The 26814-nt window shown below is 66.6% G+C and carries 28 protein-coding genes and 1 pseudogene; 15 read left to right on the top strand and 14 right to left on the bottom strand.

Features of this window, described 5'->3' with window-relative positions; all coding sequences use genetic code 11:
- Positions 1-205: 205 nt before the first annotated feature.
- On the top strand, positions 206-1021 hold the full coding sequence (locus A5758_RS13335; RefSeq protein ID WP_067740729.1) for a 1-acyl-sn-glycerol-3-phosphate acyltransferase: 816 nt from the start codon (positions 206-208) through the stop codon (positions 1019-1021).
- On the opposite strand, the gene A5758_RS13330 is transcribed toward A5758_RS13335, so the two are convergent.
- Positions 978-2402, bottom strand: coding sequence for an FAD-binding oxidoreductase (locus A5758_RS13330; RefSeq protein WP_067740579.1), 1425 nt, complete (start codon positions 2400-2402; stop codon positions 978-980). The genes A5758_RS13335 and A5758_RS13330 overlap by 44 nt on opposite strands.
- A gap of 17 nt (positions 2403-2419) precedes the next feature.
- Complete coding sequence (locus A5758_RS13325; protein ID WP_067740727.1) at positions 2420-3070, bottom strand: polysaccharide deacetylase family protein; 651 nt, start codon at positions 3068-3070, stop codon at positions 2420-2422.
- 78 nt (positions 3071-3148) lie between these two features.
- Here A5758_RS13325 and A5758_RS13320 point away from each other — a divergent pair, with 78 nt between their 5' ends.
- From A5758_RS13320 to A5758_RS13295, 6 genes are all read left to right on the top strand, one after another.
- Positions 3149-3778 carry a TetR/AcrR family transcriptional regulator gene (locus A5758_RS13320; RefSeq protein WP_067740578.1) on the top strand — a complete coding sequence of 210 codons (630 nt, stop codon included), beginning with the start codon at positions 3149-3151 and terminating at the stop codon, positions 3776-3778.
- Positions 3775-5610, top strand: a complete 1836-nt coding sequence (locus tag A5758_RS13315) for an alpha/beta fold hydrolase (protein ID WP_067740575.1) — start codon at positions 3775-3777, stop codon at positions 5608-5610. Before A5758_RS13320 ends, A5758_RS13315 begins: the two co-directional genes overlap by 4 nt.
- Positions 5611-5742: 132 nt before the next feature.
- Positions 5743-6891 (top strand): serine/threonine-protein kinase, encoded by a 1149-nt coding sequence (locus A5758_RS13310; RefSeq protein ID WP_067740573.1) that lies wholly within the window; start codon positions 5743-5745, stop codon positions 6889-6891.
- A 46-nt stretch (positions 6892-6937) separates the two neighbouring features.
- Positions 6938-7285, top strand: coding sequence for a hypothetical protein (locus A5758_RS13305; RefSeq protein ID WP_067740571.1), 348 nt, complete (start codon positions 6938-6940; stop codon positions 7283-7285).
- Between the two features lie 78 nt (positions 7286-7363).
- The gene (locus A5758_RS13300) at positions 7364-8806 is read left to right on the top strand and encodes a serine/threonine-protein kinase (protein ID WP_067740569.1); all 1443 of its coding nucleotides are present in this window, start codon (positions 7364-7366) and stop codon (positions 8804-8806) included.
- Positions 8807-8991: 185 nt separating this feature from the next.
- The gene (locus A5758_RS13295; RefSeq protein ID WP_197503933.1) at positions 8992-9888 is read left to right on the top strand and encodes a 2-oxo acid dehydrogenase subunit E2; all 897 of its coding nucleotides are present in this window, start codon (positions 8992-8994) and stop codon (positions 9886-9888) included.
- A 327-nt stretch (positions 9889-10215) separates the two neighbouring features.
- Here A5758_RS13295 and A5758_RS13290 read toward each other — a convergent pair whose 3' ends face one another.
- The 4 genes from A5758_RS13290 to A5758_RS13275 form a co-directional block, all read right to left on the bottom strand.
- On the bottom strand, positions 10216-11229 hold the full coding sequence (locus tag A5758_RS13290; protein ID WP_067740567.1) for an NAD-dependent epimerase/dehydratase family protein: 1014 nt from the start codon (positions 11227-11229) through the stop codon (positions 10216-10218).
- A gap of 71 nt (positions 11230-11300) precedes the next feature.
- Complete coding sequence (locus A5758_RS13285; RefSeq protein ID WP_067740561.1) at positions 11301-12302, bottom strand: tocopherol cyclase family protein; 1002 nt, start codon at positions 12300-12302, stop codon at positions 11301-11303.
- Positions 12299-13477 (bottom strand): S9 family peptidase, encoded by a 1179-nt coding sequence (locus A5758_RS13280; RefSeq protein WP_067740559.1) that lies wholly within the window; start codon positions 13475-13477, stop codon positions 12299-12301. Before A5758_RS13280 ends, A5758_RS13285 begins: the two co-directional genes overlap by 4 nt.
- On the bottom strand, positions 13478-14731 hold the full coding sequence (locus tag A5758_RS13275) for a cytochrome P450 (RefSeq protein ID WP_067740557.1): 1254 nt from the start codon (positions 14729-14731) through the stop codon (positions 13478-13480).
- A gap of 87 nt (positions 14732-14818) precedes the next feature.
- On the opposite strand from A5758_RS13275, the gene A5758_RS13270 reads away from it, so the two are divergent.
- Positions 14819-15271: a VOC family protein gene (locus A5758_RS13270; protein WP_067740555.1), complete on the top strand. Its 453-nt coding sequence runs from the start codon at positions 14819-14821 to the stop codon at positions 15269-15271.
- A 327-nt stretch (positions 15272-15598) separates the two neighbouring features.
- Positions 15599-16372 carry an evbL gene (locus tag A5758_RS13265; RefSeq protein ID WP_067740553.1) on the top strand — a complete coding sequence of 258 codons (774 nt, stop codon included), beginning with the start codon at positions 15599-15601 and terminating at the stop codon, positions 16370-16372.
- A gap of 107 nt (positions 16373-16479) precedes the next feature.
- Here the strand turns inward: A5758_RS13265 and A5758_RS25215 are convergent, their stop codons facing one another.
- On the bottom strand, positions 16480-16740 hold the full coding sequence (locus tag A5758_RS25215) for a hypothetical protein (protein WP_197503932.1): 261 nt from the start codon (positions 16738-16740) through the stop codon (positions 16480-16482).
- 169 nt (positions 16741-16909) lie between these two features.
- The gene (locus A5758_RS13260; RefSeq protein WP_067212143.1) at positions 16910-17353 is read right to left on the bottom strand and encodes a DoxX family protein; all 444 of its coding nucleotides are present in this window, start codon (positions 17351-17353) and stop codon (positions 16910-16912) included.
- A gap of 222 nt (positions 17354-17575) precedes the next feature.
- Between A5758_RS13260 and A5758_RS13255 the strand changes: the two genes are divergently transcribed.
- Together A5758_RS13255 and A5758_RS13250 are read left to right on the top strand one after the other, a co-directional pair.
- On the top strand, positions 17576-18370 hold the full coding sequence (locus A5758_RS13255; protein WP_067740551.1) for a hypothetical protein: 795 nt from the start codon (positions 17576-17578) through the stop codon (positions 18368-18370).
- A gap of 262 nt (positions 18371-18632) precedes the next feature.
- Positions 18633-19508: an SMP-30/gluconolactonase/LRE family protein gene (locus tag A5758_RS13250; protein ID WP_197503931.1), complete on the top strand. Its 876-nt coding sequence runs from the start codon at positions 18633-18635 to the stop codon at positions 19506-19508.
- On the opposite strand, the gene A5758_RS13245 is transcribed toward A5758_RS13250, so the two are convergent.
- Both A5758_RS13245 and A5758_RS13240 read right to left on the bottom strand, forming a co-directional pair.
- Positions 19505-20353 (bottom strand): SDR family NAD(P)-dependent oxidoreductase, encoded by an 849-nt coding sequence (locus tag A5758_RS13245; RefSeq protein ID WP_067740547.1) that lies wholly within the window; start codon positions 20351-20353, stop codon positions 19505-19507. The two genes, A5758_RS13250 and A5758_RS13245, sit on opposite strands and share 4 nt — an antisense overlap.
- A gap of 116 nt (positions 20354-20469) precedes the next feature.
- A complete protein-coding gene (locus A5758_RS13240) occupies positions 20470-21723 on the bottom strand; it encodes a hypothetical protein (RefSeq protein WP_067740725.1) in 1254 nt (417 codons plus the stop codon).
- A gap of 228 nt (positions 21724-21951) precedes the next feature.
- Between A5758_RS13240 and A5758_RS13235 the strand changes: the two genes are divergently transcribed.
- Positions 21952-22509 (top strand): TetR/AcrR family transcriptional regulator, encoded by a 558-nt coding sequence (locus A5758_RS13235; protein ID WP_067740545.1) that lies wholly within the window; start codon positions 21952-21954, stop codon positions 22507-22509.
- Here A5758_RS13235 and A5758_RS13230 read toward each other — a convergent pair.
- The 3 genes from A5758_RS13230 to A5758_RS13220 form a co-directional block, all read right to left on the bottom strand.
- Entirely contained in the window at positions 22506-23675 is a 1170-nt protein-coding gene (locus tag A5758_RS13230; protein ID WP_067740544.1) for an acyl-CoA dehydrogenase, read from the bottom strand. The two genes, A5758_RS13235 and A5758_RS13230, sit on opposite strands and share 4 nt — an antisense overlap.
- Before the next feature lie 59 nt (positions 23676-23734).
- Positions 23735-24160 (bottom strand): DUF6636 domain-containing protein, encoded by a 426-nt coding sequence (locus A5758_RS13225; protein ID WP_231987307.1) that lies wholly within the window; start codon positions 24158-24160, stop codon positions 23735-23737.
- A gap of 69 nt (positions 24161-24229) precedes the next feature.
- A complete protein-coding gene (locus A5758_RS13220; protein ID WP_231987306.1) occupies positions 24230-24439 on the bottom strand; it encodes a three-helix bundle dimerization domain-containing protein in 210 nt (69 codons plus the stop codon).
- 119 nt (positions 24440-24558) lie between these two features.
- Between A5758_RS13220 and A5758_RS13215 the strand changes: the two genes are divergently transcribed.
- Genes A5758_RS13215 through A5758_RS13205 form a run of 3 tightly spaced genes read left to right on the top strand, consistent with a single transcriptional unit; the run spans position 24559 to position 26622 of the window.
- Positions 24559-25185, top strand: coding sequence for a TetR/AcrR family transcriptional regulator (locus A5758_RS13215; protein WP_067740542.1), 627 nt, complete (start codon positions 24559-24561; stop codon positions 25183-25185).
- Positions 25182-25838 carry an enoyl-CoA hydratase-related protein gene (locus A5758_RS13210; RefSeq protein ID WP_067212115.1) on the top strand — a complete coding sequence of 219 codons (657 nt, stop codon included), beginning with the start codon at positions 25182-25184 and terminating at the stop codon, positions 25836-25838. Before A5758_RS13215 ends, A5758_RS13210 begins: the two co-directional genes overlap by 4 nt.
- Positions 25839-25854: 16 nt before the next feature.
- The gene (locus A5758_RS13205; RefSeq protein ID WP_067212107.1) at positions 25855-26622 is read left to right on the top strand and encodes an Rv3717 family N-acetylmuramoyl-L-alanine amidase; all 768 of its coding nucleotides are present in this window, start codon (positions 25855-25857) and stop codon (positions 26620-26622) included.
- A 12-nt stretch (positions 26623-26634) separates the two neighbouring features.
- Here A5758_RS13205 and A5758_RS13200 read toward each other — a convergent pair.
- Positions 26635-26814: pseudogene (locus A5758_RS13200) on the bottom strand (cutinase family protein); the annotation flags it as partial.

The raw sequence follows: 26814 nt of genomic DNA, 5'->3' as shown, positions 1-26814 counted from the left end.
CGCCACAGGGGTCCCTGGCCGAGGCGGCACCCGAAGTGTCCGCCTCACAGCGACAACTCGCGACGGTGGTTCACCGAATGCGCGGTTGTCGCTCGGAGGCGGGCACATCGGCGTATCCCTGCAAATCGCCGGCAGGAACCCGGGCGGCGAGACTATGCCGTCCCAGATCGGCGGGCGTACCATCAGCTCATCTGAGGCCAAAGACATGAGTCACAACCCCAACGCCTCGACCGACGTCGATAAATGGGACCGCGGTCTGACCGAACACGTCATCGCGCTGACCCGCCCGATCGTCAAACGTTATTTCCGTTCCGAGGTGCGCGGCCTGGACAACATCCCACCGGGCCCGGCGCTCGTGGTGGGTAACCATTCCGGCGGCCTCACGACGTTCGATCTGCCGGTGTTCGCCGTCGACTATTACGACAAGTACGGCTACGACCGCCCCCTCTACTCTCTTGGTTTCGACACCATCTTCGCCGGACCGGCCGGTGACTTTTTGCGACGCACCGGGGTGATCCGGGCGACGCGCGAGAACGCCGCCGAGGCGCTAGCTGCCGGGGCCATCGTGTTGGTCTATCCGGGCGGCGACTTCGATGTCTACCGGCCGACGCTGCGGGAGAACACCATCGACTTCGACGGACGAACCGGTTACGTCACCACGGCCATCGAGGCGAATGTCCCGATCGTTCCCGCCGTGTCCATCGGCGGACAGGAAAGCCAGTTCTTCTTGAGCCGTGGCAGATGGCTGGTACGAGCGCTTCGGCTCACCAAGCTGGAGCGCAAGCTGTTCCGCACGGACATCTTGCCGATCACCATCGGTTTCCCGTTCGGGCTCAGTGTCGTCGCGCCGGTCAACTTGCCGCTGCCCACCAAGATCGTCACCGAGGTGTTGCCGCCCATCGAAATCGCCAACTTCCCTGATGCCCACGACATCAAAGGTCTCGACACGCACGTGCGGTCGGTGATGCAGAAGGGGCTCAAAGCTCTTGCCGCTCAGCGCCACTTTCCGGTTGTCGGCTGAGCGCTTCGGTGGCAAAGACCACGTCCGGATTGAGGATGCCCGCGGGGTCGAAGCTCCGTTTGATGCGGCGCATCAGGTCGACCTTGACCGGGTCTTCCAGTTCCAGGAAGTACGGGGTCTTGGCGCGGCCCAGGCCGTGTTCGCCGGAGATCGCACCACCCAATTCCATTGCGAGCGCGAAGATGTCGGTCATGAGCTTCTTGCGCGTGTCCGGGTCCTTACAGAAGATCGCCAGGTGCACGTTGCCGTCGCCGGCGTGCCCGCAGCCCGCCGCGGCGCCGCCGGCGGCCGCCGCCATGCCGCGCGCGGTGGACAGGAACTTCGGCATCGCTGAGCGGGGCACCACGGTGTCGATGATGTCGTCGGCGCCGATCGCCTTCGCCGTCCAAAACGCCTTCTCGCGTGCCTCGATCAGTTTGCGTGCCGATACCCCTTCGAGCACATAGGCATCCACGGCACCCAGCTCGGCCAGCAGCTCGCCGGCCGCTTCGACGTCCTCGTCCACCCGGTCGGCGGTCCGGTTCTCAAGGGCCACAACGAGATAGGCGTCGCAACTGTCGCGGACGCTGTCGGGGACGCCCAGCTCCAGGTTCTGGGTGTGGACGAGCGCGGCCATCGTCACGTTGTCGATGTACTCCAGGATGTAGGGCGCGAGGCCGCTGCCCACCACCTTGGGCACCGCCGCCATGATCTGGTCGAAGTCGGTGAACGGGGCGAGCACCGCGGCGTTGTGGTCGAGCCGCGGATGCAGCTTGACGGTCACTTCGGTGGCCAGGGCCAGGGTGCCCTCGGATCCGACGATGAGCTGGGTCAGGTCGTAGCCGGTGGAGATCTTGGCGATCTTGCCGCCGGTGCGGATGAGCTCGCCGGTCGGCAGCGCCGCCTGCAACCCGACCACGTTGTTACGCGCGATCCCGTACTTGACCGCGTTCATGCCGCCGGCGTTGGTGCCGACGTTGCCGCCGACGCTGGACGACAGCTCGCCCGGGTGCACCATGTACCGCAGGCCGCCGTCGGCGGTCGCGGCGTCCAGTTCGGTCAGCGTGACGCCGGGTTGGACGACGGCGACCTGGTTGGTGGTGTCGACCTCGAGGATCGCGTTCATGCGCTCGAAGGAGATCAGCAGCCCGTCGGCGCGGGGGATCGCCGCGCCCGACAGCCCGGTCCCGGACCCGCGGGCCGTCACCGGAACGCCGTGGTCCGAGGCGGTCTTCAACAGCTGCGAAACCGCTTCCGCCGAAGCGGGTTTGGCGACGTACGCTGGCCGTTGCGGCGGCTTCGTCAACACCTCGTCGTGCCAGTAGTCCTCGGGGATGGCGTCGCCGGCCAGCAGGTTGTGCTCGCCGACGATCTCGGAGAACCGCGCCGTCATGTCGCTCATTGGGGCCTCCCTCCGGTTCACCTTATCGCCGGAGTGAGGTGATCGATGGGTGTTCGCATCCGGCCGCGGACGATCGGCACGCAGTCGTCGGGGAGGTCGGTGGTGACCTCTACACCGGAATCGTCGAGCCCATCGAGGAACTCTGGTAGCCGCTCCATCGCGCCGGTGGGTAGGTCGTGCAGTACGACCGTGGTGTGCTGATGGGCACGGGCATCGGCGAGCGCCCGGTCGACCCATCCGCGGGGGTCGGCCCAGTCGCGCGGCACGCTGTTCCACAGGACACAGGTGTACTTCTCCGCGATGAGGTAGTCGACCGCCGTCTGATTCAGGCAGCGCCGTTCGAGCGCGCCCTCCGTTCCCCACGGCCTGAAGTAACGATCGGCATCGTTGAACTCGTCCAAAACCTCCTGCGTGCTGCCGATTTCGCGAAGGGTCTCCGGCGCGGAGAGCTCGCCGAGGGGCCGGCCGTGGGTGAAGGAATGATTGCCAATCCGGTGCCCCTCGCTTACCGCGCGCTCGATCAGCCGGCGTCCCGCCGGCGAGGAAACCTTCTCGCCGACCACGAAGAAGATGGCGGATATCTGGCGCCGAGAGAGGACATCGAGAACCTGATCCGTGACACCGGGGGTCGGGCCGTTGTCGAAGGTCAAGGTGATTTTCGGTCGCATCACTTCAAAGGGTATCGCGCCACCCTTGCCTGACTGATCGATCAGGCAGTACCGTATTCGAAGCAACGAGATGAGTCGATGGTGACCGAAGCGATTCCGAAGACCAGGGACACCGCCGGTGACACCCGGCAGCGCATCCTGCAGACGACGATGCGCTGCTTCTGCGCGTACGGCTACGAAAAATCCTCGATGAAGCTGATCTCGGCAAAGGCCGGCGTTTCGCAGACGCTGCTGCACTACCACTTCGAGACCAAGGAAAAGCTCTTCCAGGCGGCCATCGACGACATGGCCAAGAACATGTTCGCCGCGGCGTCGGCCCGGCTGTCGCAGGGACCGTCCGTTCGTGACGGCCTGGCCGAGGCGGCCGGCTTGCTGTACACGCTGTTCATCGACGACCTCGACGCGGTCACCTTCATGGTCGAGTTCGCCGCGGCGGCCAACCACAACGAGTTCTTGCGCACCGCGTATGTCGACTATCGCGATACCCAGCGACGGCAGTTGGGTGAGCTGCTGCGCACCATCGCCGGTGACCAGGCGCCGCAGCACTCGATCGACGAGGCGGTGCGTCTCTGCGAAATCGTGCTGCTCGGCATGTCGATGCAGCGCCCGTTCGTCGCCGACACTGAAAGGTTCCGAGCGGACTTCGACGCCTTCGCCGAGATGATCGCCGCGCGCTTCACCGAAGGATTGGATTCGAAAAGCCGATGACTCCGAACACCACCATTCAGGCAGTGCCGCCGATGGTCGAAGACGCAGTGACCGGATCCGGCGGCAAACGAATCTTCTTGCGCCGCTACGACAACGAGAAGGCCGACTATGTCTTGGTGCTGGTGCATGGCACCGCCGGCAACAGCGAGAGTTACGACGCGTTCGCCGAGCACATGCGCCGCCACTACCGCGCGGCGGTCTATTCCTTCGACCTGACCGGGCACGGCCGCACCGAGGGCAAGCCGGGTGTGTTCAGTTTCGAAGCCTTCCTCGAAGACACCAGGGCGGTCACCGACTACGCCGCACGACGGACGTCCCTGCCTGTCGTCGTGCACGGCGCCAGCCAAGGCGGGGAGGTCGCATTCCACGCGCTCGACGCGTGCCCGGCCGTGGCGGCCGGTGTGTGCATGAACATCCTGTTGAACCACGAGGCGCCGATGAGCCTGCCGATCCGGCTCTTCCGGTCGCGGCCGGCGAAATTCGCGGCGGACAAGGTCGGCGATCGGCTACGCGTCCCGCTGCGGCGGTTCATCGACTTCAAGGCCGCCTACCAAGAAGACCCCGGACTGCTGGACACCAAGAAGAAGGACCCGCTTTACGTCTGGTCGTATGGGTTCAAGAGCTACCACTCGGTGTTCAACTATGTGCCGCCAAAACCCGCCGCCGCCAACACGAAACCCGTCCTGATCGCCTGCGGCGAGCACGATGAAATCGTCGGAGTCGAGCACTGCCGGGCTTGCTTCGAGCGGATCGGCGGGACCAAAGACTTTTTCGTGATGCCCGGTGGCGGCCATCAGCTCATGTTGTTTGACACCAGCGTCTACAGCCGCGTGATCGACTCGTGGATTCGGGAGCGTGTGCTCGGCAAGGCCCAATCATGGCAAGCGCCAATCGAACCCGAAGAGCGCAGCTACTTCGAATTTCTCGATCGTGAACGGGCCAACGACGCGGCGGGCGAACCGGAATACCGGTATTCGATCATCGATCGCGTGCTGATGCGGATCAGTAACGGCACGATCGAGCGCGGGGTCCGTTACTTCTCCAACGCCGAAGTGAGCGATCAGTGGCGCTTCACCGCCGAGCTCGTCGGCGAAATCGACTACGCCGCGTGGGACTTCCTGCGTGACTACCTTCCGGCGGCGAATGGTCAACGGCCGGCGATGGCGGTGGTCGGCTGCGGCAGCGGCGGGGCGATCGCGGGGTTGCTCGAACGATATCCGGAGTTGGGTGAATGGGACGTCGTCGGCATCGACGTCGACTACAAGTCGATCGACGCGGCCCGCAAGCGCTTTGCCGGCAAGCCTGGTGTGACCTTCGTCGTCGGCGATGCCCGTAACCCGGAGGTGTTGGGCGCCAATCGGTTCGACCTTGTCTACCTGCACGGAGTGCTTGACCACTGCACCCAGCACCGCCGCCTGATGGACAGCGTGTTTCGCGCGCTGAAACCCGGCGGCCGGATGTTCTATGTCGCACCGGATCGCAACCTGTGCACCTGGCTGTGTTTCGTCACGATCGGGCCGCTGTTCGTGTTCGGCCTGCACAAACCGAACCACGACTTTCGGCGATTCCCTCGCCCAGCCGAGTTGAACGCGATGCTCCGGGACGCCGGTTTCGAACTGCTGCCCCGGCGCGACCGGCCGGCCGTCCCCGCCATGGTCGGGGTCGAATACAAGTCGGGGATGAATCCGTTTCCGGTCAAGAGGTCGGTGCGCACTCGGGCCCTCGGCGAGGAAATCTTCGAGCACACCGAGCCCAGGTGGTGGTTGGGGAACGGCTTCGTCGGCGAGTACGCGGGGGCGGTCCAAAAACCGTTGCGGAACGCCGCTGTTTAACGCCTGTCGAGTAGCGGGTTTCGATTCCGGATTGCGGGGTTATCCCGAACCAGCAGGGAGTCAGCTTTCCGACAGGAGATCGACACGGACCTCCAAGGAACCCAGTCTTACCGCGACCAGGGCAGTACCGGAGTGCCTCTGGGGCCGGGCGGGCTCCTCGGCGACGGTCGGTACGAGCTGCGCGGCGTCCTGGGCCGCGGCGCGATGGCCGAGGTGCGTGAGGGATGGGACCGGAAGCTGAACCGGCCCGTCGCAATCAAGCTGCTCTATCCGGGGGTGGCCGACCGGCCGGACAGCCGGTTGCGGTTCGAAACGGAGGCGCACGCGGCGGCGCGGCTGACCGGCCGGCACGTCGTGGTGGTCCACGACATCGGCGAGCACGACGGGCTGCCGTTCATCGTCATGGAGCGGCTGCCGGGTGTGTCGCTGGCCGACCACATCGCTCGCGGGCCGCTGCCACCGGCGTTCGTGCACGTCGCGCTCGACGGTGTCCTGGACGCCCTTGCCGAGGCGCATAGCGCCGGGATCCTGCACCGCGACGTCAAGCCGGGCAACATCTTGTTCACCGCGGCCGGCGAACCCAAGCTCGCCGATTTCGGTATCGCCAAGACGTCCGGCGCCGCCTACACCAGGGCGGGCGAAGTCGTCGGCAGCATGGCATATCTGAGCCCCGAGCGGCTGACGTCCAAGCCGGCCACGGTGTTCGACGACCTGTATGCCGTGGGCGTGGTGGGTTACGAGGCGCTGACCGGGCGGAGGCCGTTCCCGCAGGAGGACCTGGGCGCGCTGGCACACGCGATCCTGCACACATCACCGCCGCCGCTGGCCGCGCTGCGCCCGGACGTTCCGCCGGCCTTGGCCGCCACGATCGAACGTGCGATGGCGCGCGACCCGGCGTGGCGGTTCGACCAGGCCGGGGCGATGCGAGCCGCGCTGGCCGGCGCGGCCCCAGCAGCGATGCCCGCCCACACCCGGGTGATGGAGGCGCCGCCGCCGGCCGTGCTGACCTACACGCCCGCGGGTGCGCCACTGGAGCCGGACGCTCCGCGGCGCAAGTGGTGGATCGCGGCGATCGTTGGCGCGTTCCTGTTGGCGCTGCTTCTGTTGGCCATCGATCCGCCGTTCTCGGCGCCACCGCCGACGCCGACCACGACCACCACCACGCCGACGCCGCCCCCGACGACCACCGCCACCACCACGCCCAGCAGCACCCCGCAGCCGGCGCCACCGCCGCCACCCGGTCACCCGGGTAAGAAGCCCAAAGGCGGACACGGCGGCTGAGGTCGATATGGGATCGGTAGCCCGCCCGCGGTTGTGTGCTCACGGCATGAATAAGAAGTGGATGGCCTGCGCGCTGCTGACCGCCGGCATCGGCGCGGGGCTGGTCGCGGGCGTCGCGCAGGCCGACCCGTACGGCCACGTCGGCGGGAACTGCCCGGCCGGACACACCTGCGGCAAGTGGTGCCCGGGCGAGCGTGTCCCGGACAACTTCATCAGCTGGGACATGGGCGTGTGCCACCTCTATTACTACGACTACCGCGGCGTCGTCGACGCCGACACCGGCGCGGTCTACGGGTGGCCGAGCGGCCCGATCAACGCCACCCCCCGGGCGCCGGCCGGCCCGCCCAACTTCAATTGCGGCCTATTCTGGTGCCCGGTGCCGCCGCACGCGTGAGCCGCCGCACGTTAGGTCGGCGCCCAATTCGGGAACCCGCACGGCTGGACCTTTACGACCTAGCGAAAGGACTGCCCATTGACCTCGCGGCTTGGCACCCGGTTCGGGCCCTACGAGCTGCGATCGCTGATCGGCGCGGGCGCGACGGGCGAGGTCTACCGGGCGCACGACACGGTTAGGGACCGGACGGTCGCGGTCAAGCTGCTGCCTGCCGAGATGGCCGCGGAACCCGGCTTCCAGCAACGCTTTCGGCGGGAGTGCGGGATCGCGTCGCGGTTGCAGGAGCCCCACGTCATCCCGGTGCACGACTTCGGTTCGATTAACGGGGTTTCCTACGTCGACATGCACCTTGTCGAGGGCGGCAGCCTGAAGGACCTGCTGCGCGAGCGCGGGCCGCTGGAGCCGCCGCGGGCCGCGTCGATCGTCGCGCAGGTGGCGCGGGCGCTGGACGCCGCGCACGCCGCCGGACTGGTGCACCTGGGTGTCCGGCCGGAACACGTACTGCTGACCCCCGATCACTTCGCGAGTCTCGTCGACCTCGGCATTGGGCATGCCGACGGTTCGCGCGTGTATATGGCGCCCGAGCGGTTCACCACCGGCCAGGTCGGACCGCAGACCGACGTGTACTCGCTGGCCTGCCTGCTCTACGAGTGCCTCACCGGGCATCCGCCGTTCGAGGCCACGGACCCGGCCGAGCTGAAGAGCGCGCACATGTTGTCGCCGGCGCCTCGACCCAGCATCATGCGCCGCGGCATCGGCCGGGCCTTCGACGACGTCGTCGCCCGCGGCATGGCCAAACAGCCTGCGGCGCGGTTCGCTTCCGCGGGTGAACTCGCCCGGGCGGCCAGCGAGGCGGTGAACGCGGCGTACGAGCCCGTCGCGGCCGGCGTTGGCGCCGGGCCCCTTGGCACCCGGCCGTTCGAGGCGGTCTATCCGAACCCGGACGACACCGGTTACAGCCCGTATCCCGTTGACGAAGCGCCTTCGCCGTCGCGGCCAGACGGTTGGCGGCCCGTTGGCGGCCGCGGAGCGTTCGTGGTCACTGCGGCGGCGGTGGTGCTGGTGATAGCCGGGCTCGTGGTGGCTCTTGCGTCGGCGTTGACGAGAGGCGGTTCGCCCCCTACGCGGACGGCTCAGGCGCCATCGCCCGCGCCGTCGAGCCCGCCGCCGCCGAAGACGCCGACGCTGTCGGCTCCGGTGCGGGGCGCCGACGGGTTAGGGTTCGTCGGCGAGACGGCTCGTTGCGACCCGGGGAACCCGCCGGCCGCCGTGGTGCGCACCGCCAAGTCGCTGGCGGTGGTGTGTCAAAACCTCAGCGGCAGTTACTACTACCGCGGCGAGCGGATTCGCGACGGCGCGCACATCGAGCTGTCGAACGCGGAGCGCGTCGGGGACGGGTTCGATGTGACCAACCCGGTCGACGGCGTGCGCTACGAGGTGCGCCCGAATCGGCTCAGGATCGTCAGCGGCAGCCACGTCGATTCGTCGGAGCCGGTGTTGCAGTACGCAACCGCGTCCTGATCACCACGGGCGGAGCGTGTTCGCTTTAGCCATCGTGACGTCGTTTGGCACCGACAAGGGGACCTTGTCCTCTGCCGGTATTGCGGCTCTGGGGCGAAGACTCGGGTACCTGCTTCGAAGAGGAAGTTCCGACAATGTGGACCACTCCATCCGTCATCCCGTTCTCCGTCTGGCGGAAGATTGCCATGGCCACCTGGCGGCCGCGGAAAGACCCGGTGATTTGGGCGACGATGGATATCGAAGCGGTGCGGCTGCTCGAGTACCTGCGCCAGGTCCGCGAGGCAACGGGTCAGCACGTCACCCCCATGGACCTCGTCGGCAGGGCTGCGGGCAAGGTCATCGAGGCGCTGCCGGGTCTCAACGGCCGGGTCGTGTTCGGCGGCTTCCTGCCGTCCCCGACCGTCGACTGCTTCTTCGTGGTATCGCTGCGGACGGACCTCATAACCGGAGCCGAAGCCGCTGGCACCGATCTCTCTGGCACCGTGGTGCGTCGCATCAACGAGAAGCCGCCCTGGGCCATCGCCAAGGAACTCGCCGATCATGTCGGACGCATTCGCCACGACGAAGATCCGCAGTTCAAGCAGAGCAAGGCGATGGTCAAGGGACTGCCGCCGCTGCTGCTTCGTCCGGTGATGGATGCGATGGGCTTCATCACCGAGAGCCTGCAATTGCCCATTCCGTTCCTTGGGCTGGAGGCCCGCCCTTACGGCTCGATACTCGTGAGCAACGTGGGCACCTACGGCCTCGACACGGCCGCCGCCCCTTGGCCGACGTTCTGCCACGTGCCGCTCGGGATCATGATCGGCGCGGTGAAGGACAAGGTGTTGGCTCTGGGCGGCCAACCCGTCGTGCGTCCGGTGCTGCCGCTGTCGATCGGCCTGGATCACCGGTTCGTCGACGGCTACCAGGCCGCGACGATGGCCGGCATCTTCCGCGCGTATCTCGCCGATCCCGCCGCATTCGATCCGGTGCCCACGACAAGCTCACCACGCACGGGGCAGCGTGCCTCCGCGCGGTTGAACGGCACGAGGCCGGCGACCACACCGAGCCGATCGAAGGCTAAGGCGCAGCGCCGCGCTTGAGGGGAAGCCATGACCGCCTCACGACCACCTGCACGCGCGGCCATCGCCCCGCCGCATCCGAAGGACGGTCCGTTCTACTCGTACACCGGAAAAAAGCCGCTGTCGGACATCTGTGCTGAAGACTCGCAGCGTTCGCTATCGCCGAAGTGCCTCCGTCGAGAACTGTTCGTCGATCCAGCAGGGCAACCCGATTAAGCCGATTCCGGTTCCATAGGAAGTGATCTGAGCCCGACGAGCCAAGTTGGCCAGGAAGCGCGGGCAAAGTCGATCGTTCTTGGAGGTGCGACGTGGCAGAGCGACGCCGGCTCGGCATCGAGGAACGGCTTTTCACCCGCTAGCGGGTGTTCCGCAGGGTTCTTCTCCGCTGCGGTGCGCGAACGTCGCGATGATCGCCTCGCGAGGTGAGCGCCAGGTCACCCCGAGCTCGGCCAGGGTGCGGGAGTCATCGGTTGGTATCGCCGCGGTCAGCAGTTGTGCCGCTTCGAAACTGAATCCGGCCCCGAGTGGCAGTAGGTTCCCGACGGCGTCCGCGATCCTGCCCAGTGCCCGAAACATTCCGCCAGTCACGGGAATTCGCCTGATGCGACGCCCGGAGCCGGCCTCGAGCGCGCAGATCATCTCATCGAAGCTCAGCATCACGCCGCCGCACACGTAGCGTTTGGGGCCGCGGCCCGGCTGCATCGACGCGATATGCACATCGGAGATGTCACGGACGTCCACCATCATCATTCCGGCGTGCCGCAGTCGCGGCGCGACACCCGCGCGGATGATTGGCGCCCAGCCCTGTTCGGTGATACCGGGGGCCGTCATGAAGGCCGGTCCGACCACGCTGGACGGATAGGTGATGACAACGGGCGCACCCTCGTCTTGCAGGCGCCGGGCAGCACGATCGGCGTAGCCCTTCGTCTTGGCGTAGGACGACCTACCCGCCGCGGTGGGAGTGTCCGGCCCGATCACCGGGACCGCCGGCGAGAAGAGGGAGCTGTAGCTGTTGATCGTGACGATCGGGTCCAGCCCGCGGCCGTGTGCCTGACGCAGGATCGACTCGGTCGCGAGCGCGTTGATCTCCCACATCAGGTTCTCGCGCCGGTTGTCGGTCCCGACCACGCTGGCAGCGTGCAGCAGGGCGTCACTGTTGTCCAGGAGCGTCGCCACGGTATCGGACTCGCGGACGTCGCCCTCTAGCACGGTTATCGAGCCGAGTTCGGAAAGCCTGCGCAGCAGTTCGGGGTTGTCCCACCCGGGCTCGGCCAGAAGCCGTACCTGATGGCCAGCATTGAGTAGGCCACGGACGACGTGTGCACCGAGATATCCGGTGCCACCAGTCACTGCGATCTGCACGAGTTCGTGACTCTACCGGGCGATGGCAGGTGGTATGAGAGGGCAGGCGCACTTCCCGACCGTGAGTCGAGCTATGCCGGTCGGCTGCCGATCTCCAGGCCAGCGATCTCGCAGGTGCCGTCGAACACCACCCGGCCGTACTCCCGCACCCTGCAATGCAATCGGCCGGCGAGGTGCTCAAAGTCGGTGTCGATGTTGCGGCGCTGCTCGGGCAGCGGCACCGGCAAGACGTGCGGATCCGCGCGGGTGCCGTCTCCGTCCAGCTCGATGTGGTAGCGGAGTGTGCGTGCTGACACGGTCCAGTGTCCGTCGCCGACGTCCGATCGCACGGGCACCGGCGGGGTTACTCGAATGACGCGGTCGCCGAGTCGCACGACGACTCCGGTGACGTCCCTGCGGATCGGGCCGAGCTGAAGAAGGCCGCCCGAGAAGGCGACCGAGACGTCGGCGTCGCCGAAATCGTGTGCCTGACCCCACCACCAGCGCTCGGGGAAGCCCGCGCCCCAGTTGCGTTCCGTGTACAGCGCGGCGCCGTCAAACGACCACATCTCGTCGTTGAATTTGACTGTGCCGGTGGCTTTTCCGCCGAGTCGGTAGGGATGCCAGTATTGGTTGAGAAACGGGACCGAAGAGAAGACGCCGCCTCCACCAAAGGCCTTGGGCCAATTGAAGGGATCGGCGAAGTGCAGGTCGAGGTGGATGCCGTCAAGGTCGATCTGGAGTCGATCGGTGTTCGCCGCCAGACGGCAGTCGGGAGCGGTCCCGGCGTGCACTGAGAACGTGGACGATTCGGCGTGGGCACCGTCCATGGCCGCGGAACGCACCACGCCGCCGGGATGCAGTGCGACCGCGACGGTCGCCCAGTCCCCGTCTGGATTCCGGTTCACGCTGCACAGTGCGACGACGACGCGACCCGAGGCGGTATCGGTGAGGCGCCAGAACCAGCCCTCCATTTCTGTCCCGTGTGAAGGAACCGGATCGCCGAAGGGCACGTCGGCACCGGTGCGCCGATAGGCATGGACCAATGGCTTGGCCGCGCTCGTCGCTATCCAACGCAGGTAGGAGGCAGTCATCTCTTGTCGGCCAGCCCCGACTGCACGAGCGCGTCGTCGATGAAGCGCTGCACCGGCCGCGAACGGAAGAATCCGGTGTGACCGCCTGGGTACCACTGGATTTCGGGTTTGCCCCAGTGCTCCCAGAGTCGGGTGACCTGGTCGCGCGGGTGTACCAGCCGGTCGGCGAGGCCGGCGTAGATGAAGCGGCCCTTTTGCGGCACGCGCGGGGTCAGGGCCAGCGGCGAGATCATGCGGCCGAGGGGTTTGGCCGAGTTCATCGTGTGGCGCAGGGCGGCGTGGCCGCTGAGGCCGGCGTGGCGGCCGACCAGGTTCACCAGGTCGACGGCCGGCACGCCCAGGATCGCGCAGGTGAGGCCCTCGTCGAGGCTGGCGACCAGCGACGAGATCAGACCGCCGAGCGAGATGCCGTTGACCCCGATCGCGGCGTCGGGCTGTTGCGCGCGGATCCAGGCAATGAGGCGCCTGATATCCCAGACCGCCTGGGCGGCGCCGTGAACGTCGTCGAGCACATCCTCACTGGGGAACTTTGGTCCACCGCTTGCTCGAGGACCGTGCATGGGAAGCACAGGGAGCGCGACGTTGAGGCCGAGATCCCGGTACAGGTGCCAGGCATGAAACAGCATCGGGTCGAGCGCGGCCCGTCCCATCTCGGCGCCGTGGATACAGATCAGCCAGGGCCGCGGCCGGCGGTGCCGGAACATCAGGGCGTATTCGCGGTTGTTGCCGGTGTAGCTGCGCCACCGTTCCCGGCCGGGTTCGCCTTCGTGGGGCTCGTAGTCGCTGTCGAAGGACAGCCGCTCGTAGTTGCGTCCCATGCTGCTGACGCGCTTGACCGTCACGTCGGTGGGGAGTGGGGGAGGGGCAAAGAAACCCTCGGGATTGTCGAGCCAGCCCTTGTTACCGTAAAACTCCTGCGCCGCAAGCACTTCGCTGTCGATCCGTTCGAGCGTTTTTGCGTCGGGAGCCCGGCGCAACAGGCTGAAGCCGGCCAGCAGGATTTCGTCGCGGAATGCCTGCGCCGCGAGCGCGATGGTGGGCCGGGCCACCGGTAGCTCGTCGGGTTGACGATCCAGGTAGGTGCCCCACGAGCGGGCGTAGAAGCCGCCGGTGCGGGTGAACGGACCCAGCACTTGCGTCATCGGGTTGGCGGATTTGCGAGCGCTGTCTGGCATCTAGCCTCGCTTCGCTCCGGGGGTGAAGGTGACCGGCAGCGTGCCCAGGCCGGTCATGCTCGGGTTGCCCAGGTATTGGTGGACGTTTTGCACGTCGACCTGGTAGTCGGGGATGCGGTCGAGGACGGCCCTGACCATTACCTCGGCCATCAGCCGCGCCAGGTGTGAGCCGATGCAGCGGTGCGGCCCGAGACCGAAGGCGAGGTGGCGGTTGGGTGTTCGGTCCAAAATGATCTCGTCGGGCTTTTGGAATTCTTTGTCGTCGTGGTTGGCGGAGAGCCAGCTGATGACGACCTTATCGTTCTTTCTCAGGTGTTGGCCGTTGAGTTCGACGTCGTGAGTGACTGTGCGGCTGAGGGTTTGGTTGACCGAGAAGAAGCGCAGGAATTCGTCGGTCGCTGTGCGGTAGAGGTCGGGGTGGTCGATGAGTTGTTGTCTCAGGTCTGTATGGGTGCCCAGGTATTGAAGCGTGAGCGCGGTTTGGGACGTGGTGGTGTCGACGCCGCCGCCGATGAGGTTCCAGAGGATGTTGAGCAGCTGTTCGTCGGTGAGGCGCTGGCCGTCGAATTCGAACTGGATGAGGAAGCTGGTCAGGTCGTCTTCCGGTCTGGCTCGTCTGCTGGCCGCGTACTCGAGGACTTCTTGCATCATGGCGGGGACTTTGGCGATGGCGTCGAGGTACTCGGGGCTGTCTTGCGGGACGGCCATGACGGAGTGGAACAGGTTGGCGTAGAGATGCCAGTTGTCGTGCGGCAGGCCCATCAGCTTCATGGTGAGGATGGCGGGGACCGGGCTGGCGTAGTCGAGGACGAGGTCCATCTGCCCGTCTTCGATTTTTTGGTCGAGGAACTCATGGGCTTTTTGTTCCATGAACGGCTTGAGTTTCTGGACTGCGCCGGGGGAGAGGAACGGGGCCAGCGCGTGCCGTAGGGCTAGGTGGTAGGGGCCGTCGACCTCGCCGATGCCCAGCGCCGGCTGGCCCTCAGGCCGCGGGACGCCCATCTCGCCTTGGTAGTCGACGCCATCGGCGGCGTTGGGCTCGTATTTGTGGGCGAAGGTGTCGCCATCTCTCGCCGTGTGGCTGACTGCGTCGTAGCTGCTGAGGAACCAGAAGCCGCCGTAGTTCTCGTTCCAGGCGACGGGGCAGCGTTGTCTCAGCTCGGCGTTGATGGCCAGCTCGTTGAGGTTGAACGCGTCGGAGTGGTGGTCGAAGTCGACGATGACGTCATCGGCGACGTCGGGACGGGCTGCCATCTCAAAGTCCTCCACCGCGGCGTGAGCTCGGCTATCTACACTATCTTTGCATTATTACGCTCGTCGGTTCTGTCGAGAAAGGCCGCGATGAGTAGTCACCGCACGACCTTCAACCATGTCGGATTGTGCGTCTCCGATCGCGAGCGGTCGCGGCGGTTCTACGAAAATGTGCTTGGGTTCCAGTTCTGGTGGGAGCTTGATCCGCCCGACGGTCCCACCGCCAAGCTTGTGCAGCTTCCCGAGCCGCTCGGGGTGCACGCGACTTACTTGGTGCGCGACGGGTTCGTGCTCGAACTCATGGACTACTCGAAGCGTCAAGTTCACAGCGGGTCGGAACGCGTCATGGATCAGATTGGGCTGACGCATATTTCGTTTTCGGTGTCCGATCTCGGCTCCGTACTCGAGAAGGTCGAGGAGTTCGGGGGAGCGGTGGTGGACGCAACGGTGACGGAGGCGATGGCGATGATCCGCGATCCGGATGGGCAACTATTGGAGCTGCTTTCGGATGGGTGGTTGGCGGCGCTGCCGCCGCGGCCGTAAACCGGGCGGCGAGACGCGCGGCTGAAGTACGAGTACTTGTGGGAAGGTTCTATTCGCACCCCACGCCATTACCGTCTCGGTCGAGGCCGTAAATGTCCTCGGCGCAAGCGCGAGGAGAGGAGAGGGTTCGGCACGCGGCTCTGGCTGGATGGCGTCGACCCGAACCCGGCGGGTTAGTGACTGCTCTGCTCAAGAAGTGTCGGTGCCGGCTATCAGGGGAGCCGCCGCTGCCTGCGTAGTCGCTACGGACCACCAGGAGTAGCGTCGACCCGACCCACGCAGCAGGGAAACTGACATGAACGCGACTGCCTGACAAGGAGAAAAGCCATGAGTCACAACGACGTGCTCGACGCCGCCGTCACCGCGGGTTCGTCCATCGGACAAGCGGTCGGGATGTTCATGCTGCACCCCGAGAATCTCGCCGAAAGCGTCGCGGCCGGCTACCAGAACCCGCTCGCCGGATACGTTGCGGGGCGCGGCGGGGTGCTGGGCGAGGCCACCGGCGTCGCGGTCAGTTCGGTGTTCGTGGTGTTCGAGCCCACCTCCCTGCGGAGCCTGTGGGAGGAGGGCGTCGCGGTTCGCGGCGCGATGGGCGCGGCCGAGGTGTACTGGGAACAGGCCGCCGGCTTCGCGCGTAGGCACCTGGCCGGCGGCGAGGGGCTGGACCGCATCGCCGCGCTGGGGGAAAAGATCGTCGCGGCGACACCGGATGGGGGTCTGCCGCTGTACGCCGGGTGGCGCACCATGTCGCTGGACGAGGACCCGCCCGCGCGGACGCTGCAGGTGATGCACGTCCTGCGGGAGCTGCGGGCCGGAGTGCATTTCAACGCCCTCACGATCTCGGGTATCACCCCCGTGGAGGCCCACATGCTCAACAAGGGGCATCAGTATGCCGCGATGTTCGGCTGGTCGGAGCCGTTCGCCGACGGCGCGGACAAAAAGGACCGCTACGCCGAGGTCGAGGAGGCGACCAACCGCCGGATGGCCGAAATTTTCGCAGCCGCCCTCACTCCCGACGAGGCGGACGAACTCGCCCGGCTCAGCGCCGCCGCTTTGGAGTCGCTGAAAGCCAGCGCCGCGACCTTACCGGCCAATGGGTGATGCACCGAGGCGGGGATCGCACGCATTGAGTCGGTCAGCGTAGGCCGGATGCGTTGTCGTCCAACCGAATCCGGCTGGCTGACCCGAAGCGCCGGGTGCGGTCGGGGTCAGACGGTTGGCATCGTCACTCCGGGTGGCGCGGAGACTGCCACCGTTGTGCCGGCTGCCGGACGCTGATTGCGAAAAACCACTAAGGTCCCGGGTACGTCGGCATTCGACAGGGCAACATCGAGCGATAGCCGCGAATTGTACTCGGCGAGTTGCAGATTGAGGTTCACATAGGAACGACGATCCTGGTGACACTGGGTGACGAACTCCTCGGCAAGGCGTTGGCCTTCGTCAATCGTGGACGACGCGATCGGCTCCACCCTGCGTGGCGCCGCAACGGCGACATCTTTCGGTCGTCTTGTCGGCAGCTCACTGAACGTCGCGCCGCAGCAGCGCCCCTGACATCGACCCGATCCGCGCGCAGCTGGGCAGCGCCATCTCTTGCAGCTCAGAGAAGTTCGGGGCGCCCCGAGCAGCCGGCCACTAAGGTCATGTTGACTCCGCCACGCTTATGTCCTGGTCGTGTTCGCGTTTGTGGAGCGTGCGTGCCGCCGGACGCAGGGCCCATGACGCAACCGTCAGTACGAGCACAATGGAGCAGATCGCGACTTCTTGGACATCCTTGCCCGTGGTCAAGTGCGACACGATGGCCCCCGAAAAGACAAAGAAGATGCCGGCGTAGGCCCACTCCTTGACCAGTGGAAGCCGCGGCACAACGAGGGCAGCCGCGCCGAGCAGTTTCCATGTCCCAAGCAAAACCAAGAAGTACGTCGGATAGCCCAAGTGCGTCACGACGTTGCGAACCAACGGAACGCGGAGCACATCCCAGATGCCTCCCAGTGTCAGCTCAGCGACGAGCAGGGCGGTGGCAATCCAGTAGGTGGTCACCTGGGCGCGAGTGCGCATCTCGCGGGTTTTTGTGATCGCAGTCATTTCAGAGTCTCCGGCGATGTGTCGTAACGAGTGGTCTACTGCTACGACACGCCACGACGCCAAAACGTGACCGCCGACGACTTGAGGTCTGTGATACATCGCTTGGATCGCGGGACGTCGGGTGATCTTGCCGGCTTCGGTAGCGGCTTGGGCGGCGGGGGTAACTATGTCTGTTCCTGCAGTAATCATTATTCTGCTTGTGAAAGTCACCAAGGAGCACTGATGACCGCCACCGCAGTCCCCCCGGCTACCGCGAAGCCTGTCATTAGCGCCCTGCCGCCGTCCCGGGGTTTGCGATTGATGTGGATCTTGGCGTTCGGTTCGCTTGTGCTGGGCTTCCCGCTCTACACGTACCTGGTGTTCCACGGCCATATGGACCGCGGGCTGATGGCCAACCTGCTGGCCACTCAAGCTACGGCCGCCTACTTCGTGGGAATCTTTGCGGCCTTTCTGCCGATCCCGTCGCTGCGGCGCTGGACCAGGTTCGAGCGCCTGCAGGGGATCGTGCTGCCGTTCGTGATCTGCTCCTACGCCACCCACCTGACGTGGGAGTTGGGGTGGCTGATCCTGCACAAGCCGATCGCCGGCGCTCGCGAAAGCGCCTGGGCTTACCCGTGGTGGGCCTACATCGACGGTGGAGATCTGCGCTACCTCAACCCAAATCCCCATTTCTTGATGATCGAGGTGCTCTCGGTCATCAACGCCTGCGTCGGCGTCACGGGTCTGATCATGCTCAAACGCTCGCAATTCACCGACTACCGCGGCACTTTGCTCGTCATGTCCACGGCCGTCACCCACACGGTGCTGACCTGGTACTACTACGGCAGCGAAATCATCGGCGGCTTGCCGTCGGTGAACACCTCGAGTTTCTTTGACCTGGGCGTGAAGTTCATCATGCTCAACATGCCCTGGCTCATCGCGCCCTGGCTAGTACTCGCCTGGGGATACCAAATGCTCAAACGCCAATTCGCAGCCATTGCCCAATCGTCAGAAATAGCCAGCGGCACCACGGCCTGAGCACACTGGCCCGCCCAGCGCCGACTCGGTTCCTCAGCCCCGTTGACCGCAGCTCGAAACGGGCGGGTGCATATCAGCCGACGGGATGAGGGTGTCTCATGCTGGGCTGCTCGACCCGGTGAGCTCGTAACCTCCACTAGCCTGACATTGGGCTGCTACGAGTCCACGAGGGGAATCGATGAGCGGAACGGGCGAGACCACAATCGCGGTAACCGATCTCCACCCCGTCGGGCGCGGCGTCGATCGCCCCGAACACGTCCTCGTGGCCGGCGATGGCAAGGTGTTCGCCTCAGATAAGGCCTCTGCTGTCGCAGAACTCATCGACGAACACACGATTCGACGTATAGGTAAGGCGGGCGGCGAGCCGAACGGGATCGCGCTCGATCGCGACGGCCACTTTCTGATCGCCAATTGGGGCTTGGGTGTGTTGCAGGACCTCGACCCGGTGACCGGCGCGAACACGACGGTGCTGGGCGGACAACTCGATGGACGCCCGCTGCGATGGTTGAACTTTGTCCTGGTGGATTCCGTTGGGGCGCTGTGGTGTTCGGTGAGCACAATGGCTGACGATCTCATGGATACCATCGCGCGCGGCACCGCTGATGGGTTCATCTTTCGCGTTGCACCGGATCGACAGTCGGCGCACGTAGTCGCCGACGGTGTGAGCTTTCCGAACTGCATGGCGCTGGATCGCGATGAGCAATATCTGTATGTGGTCCGCACGCTGGCCGCCGACGTGATGCGATTTCCGATCGAGGGCGAAACGCTCAACCCGGCAGAGCGATTCGGCCCGTCGCTGGGGGAGCGCCGCCCCGACGAGTTCGGCCCGGACGCCGGCCGGTCCATGGGCGACCCGGAGGTAGGCCGCCGGTGGGGGTTGGCCGACGGATGCGCGTTCGACGCAGAGGGAAACCTCTGGGTCACACTGGTTCTCGCCAACAGGATCGTAGCGATCCACCCGGACGGCACGGCCACGGTGGTCCTCGACGATCCCGAGGGCGCGTTATTGAAAGGCCCGACCAGCATCGCCTGGGGCGGACAGGACATGCGCGACATCTACATCGGCTCGATCACGACGCCGTATGTGCTCAAGGGCAGAAGCTCGGTGCCGGGCCTGCCGATGGTGCACCAGCGCTAGCCGTCCGACGGCCCGGGTTTCATGAAGTCCGGCAGCGCCTCTTCGGGGTCGGTCGGGATCATCGACTCGCCCAGCCCCCACAGCTGGCGAATGGTGGCACCGCCGTCGACGACTAGGGTCTGACCGGTGATGCGGGCGGCCAGCTCGGAGGACAGGAACAGCGCGGCGTTGGCGATGTCGTGCGCGCGGGGCGCCGCCAGTGGATTGATTCCGTTGACGGCGTACTCGTTCGGCGGCTGGTCCTCGTTGCCGGAGCCCACATTGCCCGGTGCGACGGCGTTGGCGCGAATGCCGTAGCGGCCCAGTTCATCTGCGAACGTCTTGACCAGCGAGATGACGCCGGCCTTGGCGGCGCCATAGGCGGCATGGTAGGTCGCCGCCGCAATGCCGTCGACCGACGCGACCGCCACCAACGATCCACCACTGCCCTGGCCGATCATGTACCTGGCCGCGGCCTGAAAGAGGTAGAACACTTGGGTCAGGTTGTAATGGATCGCCGCGTCCCACAGCTCGGTGGTGAAGTCCTCGACCTTCGACCAGGTCGCACCACCGATGATGTCGACGCACACGTCGACACCGCCCAGCGCCGCGACGGCGTCATCGATCGCCCGACCGACCTGAACGGGGTCGGTCATGTCGGCGACGATCGGGACGGCAGTGCCGCCCCGCCCGACGATCTCGCCGGCAATGTGCTCCGCGCGCTGCTCGTCGATATCGATGCAGGCCACCGAGGCGCCCGCTTCGGCCAGGGCCAACGACGTGAACCAGCCGTGGCCCGCACGCTCCGGGATGTAGCCCGCACCCGACACAACCGCACGCTTGCCGGATAGCCCCAAATCGATCACGTCGACCTCCTCTGCGCGCCAAGCACTTTAGCCGCGAGCCGTTGATGGTCGACGGCGGTACTGGTGGAGTATCGAGGCAGCCCCGACCACAGTCAATGACGACGCACTGTGCCCAGTCAGGACGCCGACTGGTGTTCCTCGAGTTCAGAGCTGCTCGCCTGAGAGGGTTCATCGCTAGGTTTGCCCCGGAACGGGCCCGCTACCTGCCCGCCCAGGTAGACCACCCCCCGGCCGACGGTTACGAACACACGGCCCGTAACGCTTCCGACGGCTTCGAGGGTGGCCAGGGCGGCGTCGAGCACGCTCGGGATGTGGAAGTCCTCCCAGGTATCGACCTGGTGCTGACGGGCCGCGGCGAAGCGGTCGAGCTCGTCGCGCAGCGCGCCGCGCTGCTTGGCCAGCTCACGGACCGCCCAGAAGCGGAAGCCGTCGATGGCCGCCGTCTTGCCGAACCGGTCGAGGACTTCCTTCGCGCTCCGGTAGATGTCGAGGTCTTCGCGCAGGTGGTGGTCGACGAGCTCGCGAGCTTCGTCGATCGCCCGCAACAGCTGCTCGGGCTCCTTTGCCTCGATGCGGGCGAGGTTCAGCCGCTGCCATTTGTGCAGCGCCTCCTCGGCGATGACCAGCAGGCTCAGGGTGTCGCCAAGCCGGTTCTCGCTGATGGCATTTCGCAGCTTCCCGGCGCGCTGTTGCACACCCAGGGTGTGATCGAACGACTCCAGGATGCGGCTCACGTGGTTGCGTAGCTGCTCGACCGTGACGTTGAGCGCCGGCCCCAGCATGGCCACCGAATCCCAGTACGCATCGGGCAGCGACCCGTACTTGTCCAACGAGTCGACCATCCGCGAGATCGTGAGGCTTGTGCCCAGGACATCGCCGGCGCGCTGCGCGCGGGCGACTTCGAGCACCGATTCGACCTTGTCCTCCACGCGACGGACGGCGTCTTCGACCTCGGCGACCGCGGACTTCAACGCCATCTGCACCGCGATCATCTGCGCCGACAGCATCACCTCCGGTCCGAGCAGTTCCGGTCGCCATTGCAGTTGCGCCAGGAGCTCGCCGGCATCGGCGCCCGTGGTCAGCCGGAAGAAGCCGTCGCTGAGGGGAACGAGGTTGCCTTCCTTCAGCGCCTCCACGGTGTCGCGATGCAACTGCACGTACTTGCCGGAGTCGGCCAGCAAGGAGGCCAGCCCGGCGATCGCCGCGTTCGCGAGCGAGGCACTGTCGATACCGGCGACTCGCATGGCGTGGCCGGCGGTCGCGCGTAGCCGGGTCAGATAGGAGTCGACAGCGGCGGGGTCACCGCCCAGCAGCAGGGCCTCGTCGTGCAACGACACCACGACCTCGTCGTTGTCGATCGTCGCCGACAGGTCGGACACCTCGGCTGTGCTCACGGCACCTCCTGATCCTTCGGCATCCCAGCAAGCGTGCCAAGAGTTAACAGGAATTTGTCGGCTAGCAAACCCGGACATTACACCCATGTGTGCGGCCGACCGCTCCGCTTTGCCAGGTGTTGGGTAGGAGTTCACCCGGACCCACGCAGGGCCCCTGATGACAGACGGATCCGCGCCCGGAAGCGTCCCCCGTAACCTTCATCTGTGACCGCGCGCAAGCCCCCGCGTCTGTCCGTGGAGGACTGGCTGCAGGCCGGCTACACGCTGCTCGCCGAGCAGGGGGTGCGCGCCCTGAAGATCGAGCGCCTGTGCCAGCAGGCGGGCGTCACCCGGGGCAGCTTCTACTGGCACTTCCAGGGCATGGACAGCTATCGGGCCGCGCTGGTCGAATCGTGGAACACCTTCCTCGAGAAGGACCGGCAGTCACTGGCCGAGCTCGACGCGCTGCCCCCGCGAGAACGCCTGTCCGCCATGATGACCGCGCTGACCAGCCCGGGGCATTGGACGCTCGAACGCGCGATGCGCGAATGGGCCCGCACCGATCCGGCCGCCGCGGCCAACATCCGCGCGGCCGACCTGCGCCTGCTGCGCTCTGTCACCAAGGCCTACAGCGACTACGGCTTCAGCCCCGACGACGCCAAGCTGCGCGCCGAGCTGACCTTCGCCGCCGGCATCGGGCTGCTGCACCTGGCCGGTTCGGCGCAGCAGGCGCAACAGATCGCGCAGCGCGAACGCTTCCTCGAGCTGATGCTCAAGGACTAGACCATCGCGATCGGGGAGATCTTGGCGCCAATCGCCAACGCGCCGGCCAACTCTCGGCTCACGTCGTAGTCGAAGACGACATGCCCGGCCGCGATGTCCACGTCGCGCTTGAACCGCTGCAGCGGATTCGATAGGAATTGCGCGCTGGCGCCGGAGGCGTCCAGCAAATCGGCAATCACTGCCTTGCTCTCGTGCACTGTGTGGGCGGCCGCCAGCCGCGCCTCGGCCCGCACCGATCGATGCACCCGCTCGCCGGCGGCCACCATCCGGTCGATCCCGTCGGCGGTCTCGTCGACGAGCGCCCTCAAAGCGCGCAACCGAACCCGCGCACTCGCCAGCCGGATCTGCGCGGCGGGCTGATCCTTCTGCGCCGCACCGCTATACGCCAGGACGCGCCCGCCCAGTCGTTCGGCGAACAGCTCGGTCACCCGCTCGGCGGCACCGAGCACCGGCATCGACGCCACCAGCGCGAGCGCGGGGACCATCGGCCACCGGTACGTCGGCACGTCATGGGCCCGGGCGCCGGGCGCCGTCCCGGCATAGATATCGGCCACGGCGACCATGCGGTGCTCCGGCACGAGGAGGTCGCTGACGACGACGTCGTGGGACCCGGTGCCCCGCATCCCGGCGGTGTGCCAGGTGTCCACGACCTCGACCTGGTCGGCGGGCACCAGCACCAGCGCCGGGTCGATGCGATCGGGTCGCTCGATGAGCGCCCCGACCATCACCCAATCCGCATCCATCGCACCCGTGGCCCACGACCAGCGGCCCGTCAAGCGCACCCCACCCTCAGCCGGGACGCCGCGGCCGGTGGGGGCCAGGGGAGCGGGCGCGAGCACCGGCCCCGAGGCAAACACCTCCTGCTGGACCCGCATGTCGAACAGCGACAGCATCCAGTTGTGCAGGGCGTAGAAACCGAGCGTCCAGGCGCTGGACGCGCACCCGTGCGCCATCCGCCGAATCGGTTCCAGCAGTCCGGGAAACGACGCCTGGATGCCGCCAAACCGGGCCGGAAGCAACAGCCGGAACAGCTCGGTTTCCCGGAACTCGCTGATCGTCGCCGCGGGCAGCCGGCGCAGCCTTTCGGCCTCGTCGGCGCGCTCGGCCAAGCGGGCGACGAAGTCGTCGGTGATCCCATACGTCGGGCGAGTATCGACCGCGGACATGGCGCGACCGTACCATACTATTTTGTACGGTCATGTAAGCGGTTGGAGCGGAACGGCTCTCAGCCCAGATCGTAGGAATCCCGCGACACCCGGAAGTAATGCCCGGTGCTGCTGTCGGTGCATGTCATGCCCGACGGCTCGCTTTCGCAGGTGAGCGTCCCCGCGGACTTGGACTGGCCGTAGTCGAGTGTCGGCTCGCCGGCGACCCGCAGGGTGTCGCCGTGACAGTGGATGGCGGCCGGTTGACCCTGGGCCAGGACGAAGCGATTTCCCCAGGCGAGGTGTTTGCCGCACTCCGGGGGTGGCGGCGGCTGGTAATCGAAGTCACTGATGTCGCACGCGACAAATGCGCTGTCCAGAACGCAGTAGATGTTCCCGGACGGGGATTGAAAGTTCACGGTGTCGGCGCGTGCGGTCGCGGGCGTGGCGGTGGCCGCCGCGACCATCGCGCCGATGCCCAGCATGACCCATCGGCGACCGACCATTTGCTGAGCGTAGGCGCAGATCCGCCCGTCCGGGGCGGAAAGCCGAGAATCTGGCCGGTAGCCGTTTCCTCAGTTGGACCGCGCCCGCAGTTGCTCGCGGGTGTGTTTTTCGACGAACAGCGGAACGAAATCGCGGACGGGGCTGTGCGTGAACCGGGCGTGCTCTTCGCGGATGAGGGCGTCGACGACCTCTGATGGGATCTGCGGGAACTCGTCGATCAGTTGCCGCTCGATATCCGCCAACAGCATCTCTTCGTTGACCTGAGTGACCTTACCCATGGGCAGGGGGTTCCCGATCGGCGCTCGCGATCAAACGGGTTTCGCGTTAAGAGGGCGCTGCAATCGCGTGAACTGGGCGCACGCCTATAACAGAGCGTCTGCTCTGTTACTATGCCGGAATGCCGCGGCCGCGTGTTCACGACCAGGACCAAATCCTGGATGCCGTCGAACGGTTGGCGGTGCGGTCCGGGCCCGCGTCGGTCACGATCAGAGCCGTCGGCGACGCGATCGGGGTCTCCAACGGCGCGCTGTACCACACCTTCGGCTCGCGGGCGGGCCTCGTTGGGCGCGCCTGGCTGCGGGCCGGGCATCGATTCCTCAGCGCCCAAGGCGAATTGATCCACGCCGCGCCCGATGGGGATGGTGTTGCCGCCGTGGTGGCGGCGGCCGAGGCGCCCGCAGTATTCGCCGAAAGCTTCCCGGAGTCGTCGCAGCTGCTACTCACGGTGCGCCGCGACGAGCTGCTGGGTCCCGATACGCCGCCCGACATTGCGGCACAGCTGCGCGACCTGGACCGGCAGCTGGTGGAGTCGATGATCCGGCTGGCCCGCCGCCTGTGGGACCGCAAGGACGCCACGGCCGTCGACGTCATCACAACCTGCATCGTCGATCTGCCGACCGCGATCCTGTTGCGCCGCAACAGGATAAAAGATCCGGAGGCGCGGGAGCGGCTACGCGCCGCGGTCCGCGCCGTGCTCGACGTCGGGGAACCCCGGCGTAAAACCAGAGAGAAGGACACGACATGACACCGACATGCAGTTGGGACGACAAGATCGCGGTGCTGCACCTCGGCGAGGACGAGAATCGGTTCTCCCCGGAGTTTCTCGATGCGATCAACGAGCAGCTTGACGAGATCCAGCAGGCCGGTGCCCAGGGCCTGGTCACGACCGCGGGCGGCAAGTTCTACACCAACGGGCTGGACCTGGACTGGCTGGGCGCCCATGCCGACCAGACTCAGGCGTACGTCGCGCGGGTGCAGGCCCTGCTGGCTCGCGTCCTCACCTTCCCGATGCCGACCGCCGCCGCGGTGACCGGGCACGCCTTCGGCGCCGGCGCGATGCTCGCCATGGCCCACGACGTGCGAGTGATGCGCGCCGACCGAGGGTTCTTCTGCTTCCCCGAGGTCGACATCCGGATTCCGTTCACCGACGGCATGGCCGCGCTGATCCAGGCCAAGCTCACGCCCCGCGCCGCGGTGGCCTCGATGACGACCGGGCGGCGGTTCGGCGGGGAAGAGGCCGCCGAATTCGGCATCGTCGACGCTACCGCGGCCGAGGGCGAGGTGACCGCGGCGGCCACCGACCTGCTGCGTCCGCTGGCCGGCAAGGACCCCGGCACGCTCGGCGCGATCAAGCAGACCATGTTCCGCGCAGCGGCCCGGGCGTTGACCGACGTCTGATTGCTACCATCGCGCGATGCGTGACCACCCCGGCCGGCCGGGACCCGTTTCGCGACGCGACGTGCTGAAATTCGCGCCGGTGCTTATCGGCGCCGGGCTCATGACCGCTCCGCGCGCCGCCGCCGGTGTCGCCGGCTCGGCCGTCTTCCTCGACCCGGGCCACAACGCCGTGAACGACGCCTCGATCAACCAGCAGGTCCCCAACGGCCGGGGCGGAACCAAGGCGTGCCAGGCGTCCGGCGCTGCCACCAACGACGGCTATCCCGAGCACGCGTTCACCTGGGCGGTCGTGGCGCTGATCAACGAGTCGCTCAACCAGATGGGCGTTCGCACCCAGCTATCCCGAGGTGACGACAACTCCGTCGGCCCCTGCGTGGACCAGCGCGCGGCGGCGGCCAACGCAATGCGTCCCGACGCCATCGTGAGCATCCACGCCGACGGCGGACCCGCGTCCGGCAGCGGATTCCACGTGAACTACTCGAGCCCGCCCTTGAACGAGGTGCAGGCCGGCCCGGCCGTCCAGCTGGCCAACACGATGCGGGATGCGTTAGTGCAGGCCGGTTTCCAGCCGGCCAACTACATCGGCTCGGGCGGCCTGTATGGCCGGGACGACCTCGCGGGGCTCAACCTGGCCCAGTACCCGGCGATCCTCGTCGAACTCGGCAACATGAAAAACACCGACGACGCCGCGCGGATGCAAAGCCCGGACGGCCGGGCGAAGTATGCCGCCGCGGTCACCCAGGGGATCGTCGCCTACCTGAATACCAAAGGCGGCCAACGCTAGCCGAGCGGTCGCTCAGCCGCCCGAAAAGCCCCTGACCGGCGACCCCGCGGGGCCGCCGGTTCCCGCGTCGAGGTGGCTGGATGCGAAGGCGACGCCTTTGTCGATCATGGCGCCGTCGTCGGCGTAGGTGTTGTGGGCGGAGAAGTTCATGCCGTCGGAGCAGACCGGGTCTTCGGTGGCGCAGACCTTGAC

The organism is Mycobacterium sp. 852014-50255_SCH5639931 (assembly GCF_001665605.1).
GTDB classification, from domain to species: domain Bacteria; phylum Actinomycetota; class Actinomycetes; order Mycobacteriales; family Mycobacteriaceae; genus Mycobacterium; species Mycobacterium paraffinicum.
Note: the sequence above shows the minus strand (reverse complement) of the source record. Positions and strands in the feature narration are given on the sequence as shown.

Excerpts from the sequence above, each read along its gene's own strand:
- A5758_RS13335 (WP_067740729.1), top strand. The coding sequence starts at position 206 with ATGAGTCACAACCCCAACGCCTCGACCGACGTCGATAAATGGGACCGC.
- A5758_RS13330 (WP_067740579.1), bottom strand. The coding sequence starts at position 2,402 with ATGAGCGACATGACGGCGCGGTTCTCCGAGATCGTCGGCGAGCACAAC.
- A5758_RS13325 (WP_067740727.1), bottom strand. The coding sequence starts at position 3,070 with ATGCGACCGAAAATCACCTTGACCTTCGACAACGGCCCGACCCCCGGT.
- A5758_RS13320 (WP_067740578.1), top strand. The coding sequence starts at position 3,149 with ATGGTGACCGAAGCGATTCCGAAGACCAGGGACACCGCCGGTGACACC.
- A5758_RS13315 (WP_067740575.1), top strand. The coding sequence starts at position 3,775 with ATGACTCCGAACACCACCATTCAGGCAGTGCCGCCGATGGTCGAAGAC.
- A5758_RS13305 (WP_067740571.1), top strand. The coding sequence starts at position 6,938 with ATGAATAAGAAGTGGATGGCCTGCGCGCTGCTGACCGCCGGCATCGGC.
- A5758_RS13295 (WP_197503933.1), top strand. The coding sequence starts at position 8,992 with ATGGCCACCTGGCGGCCGCGGAAAGACCCGGTGATTTGGGCGACGATG.
- A5758_RS13285 (WP_067740561.1), bottom strand. The coding sequence starts at position 12,302 with ATGACTGCCTCCTACCTGCGTTGGATAGCGACGAGCGCGGCCAAGCCA.
- A5758_RS13280 (WP_067740559.1), bottom strand. The coding sequence starts at position 13,477 with ATGCCAGACAGCGCTCGCAAATCCGCCAACCCGATGACGCAAGTGCTG.
- A5758_RS13275 (WP_067740557.1), bottom strand. The coding sequence starts at position 14,731 with ATGGCAGCCCGTCCCGACGTCGCCGATGACGTCATCGTCGACTTCGAC.
- A5758_RS13270 (WP_067740555.1), top strand. The coding sequence starts at position 14,819 with ATGAGTAGTCACCGCACGACCTTCAACCATGTCGGATTGTGCGTCTCC.
- A5758_RS13265 (WP_067740553.1), top strand. The coding sequence starts at position 15,599 with ATGAGTCACAACGACGTGCTCGACGCCGCCGTCACCGCGGGTTCGTCC.
- A5758_RS13260 (WP_067212143.1), bottom strand. The coding sequence starts at position 17,353 with ATGACTGCGATCACAAAAACCCGCGAGATGCGCACTCGCGCCCAGGTG.
- A5758_RS13255 (WP_067740551.1), top strand. The coding sequence starts at position 17,576 with ATGACCGCCACCGCAGTCCCCCCGGCTACCGCGAAGCCTGTCATTAGC.
- A5758_RS13230 (WP_067740544.1), bottom strand. The coding sequence starts at position 23,675 with ATGTCCGCGGTCGATACTCGCCCGACGTATGGGATCACCGACGACTTC.
- A5758_RS13225 (WP_231987307.1), bottom strand. The coding sequence starts at position 24,160 with ATGGTCGGTCGCCGATGGGTCATGCTGGGCATCGGCGCGATGGTCGCG.
- A5758_RS13220 (WP_231987306.1), bottom strand. The coding sequence starts at position 24,439 with ATGGGTAAGGTCACTCAGGTCAACGAAGAGATGCTGTTGGCGGATATC.
- A5758_RS13215 (WP_067740542.1), top strand. The coding sequence starts at position 24,559 with ATGCCGCGGCCGCGTGTTCACGACCAGGACCAAATCCTGGATGCCGTC.
- A5758_RS13210 (WP_067212115.1), top strand. The coding sequence starts at position 25,182 with ATGACACCGACATGCAGTTGGGACGACAAGATCGCGGTGCTGCACCTC.
- A5758_RS13205 (WP_067212107.1), top strand. The coding sequence starts at position 25,855 with ATGCGTGACCACCCCGGCCGGCCGGGACCCGTTTCGCGACGCGACGTG.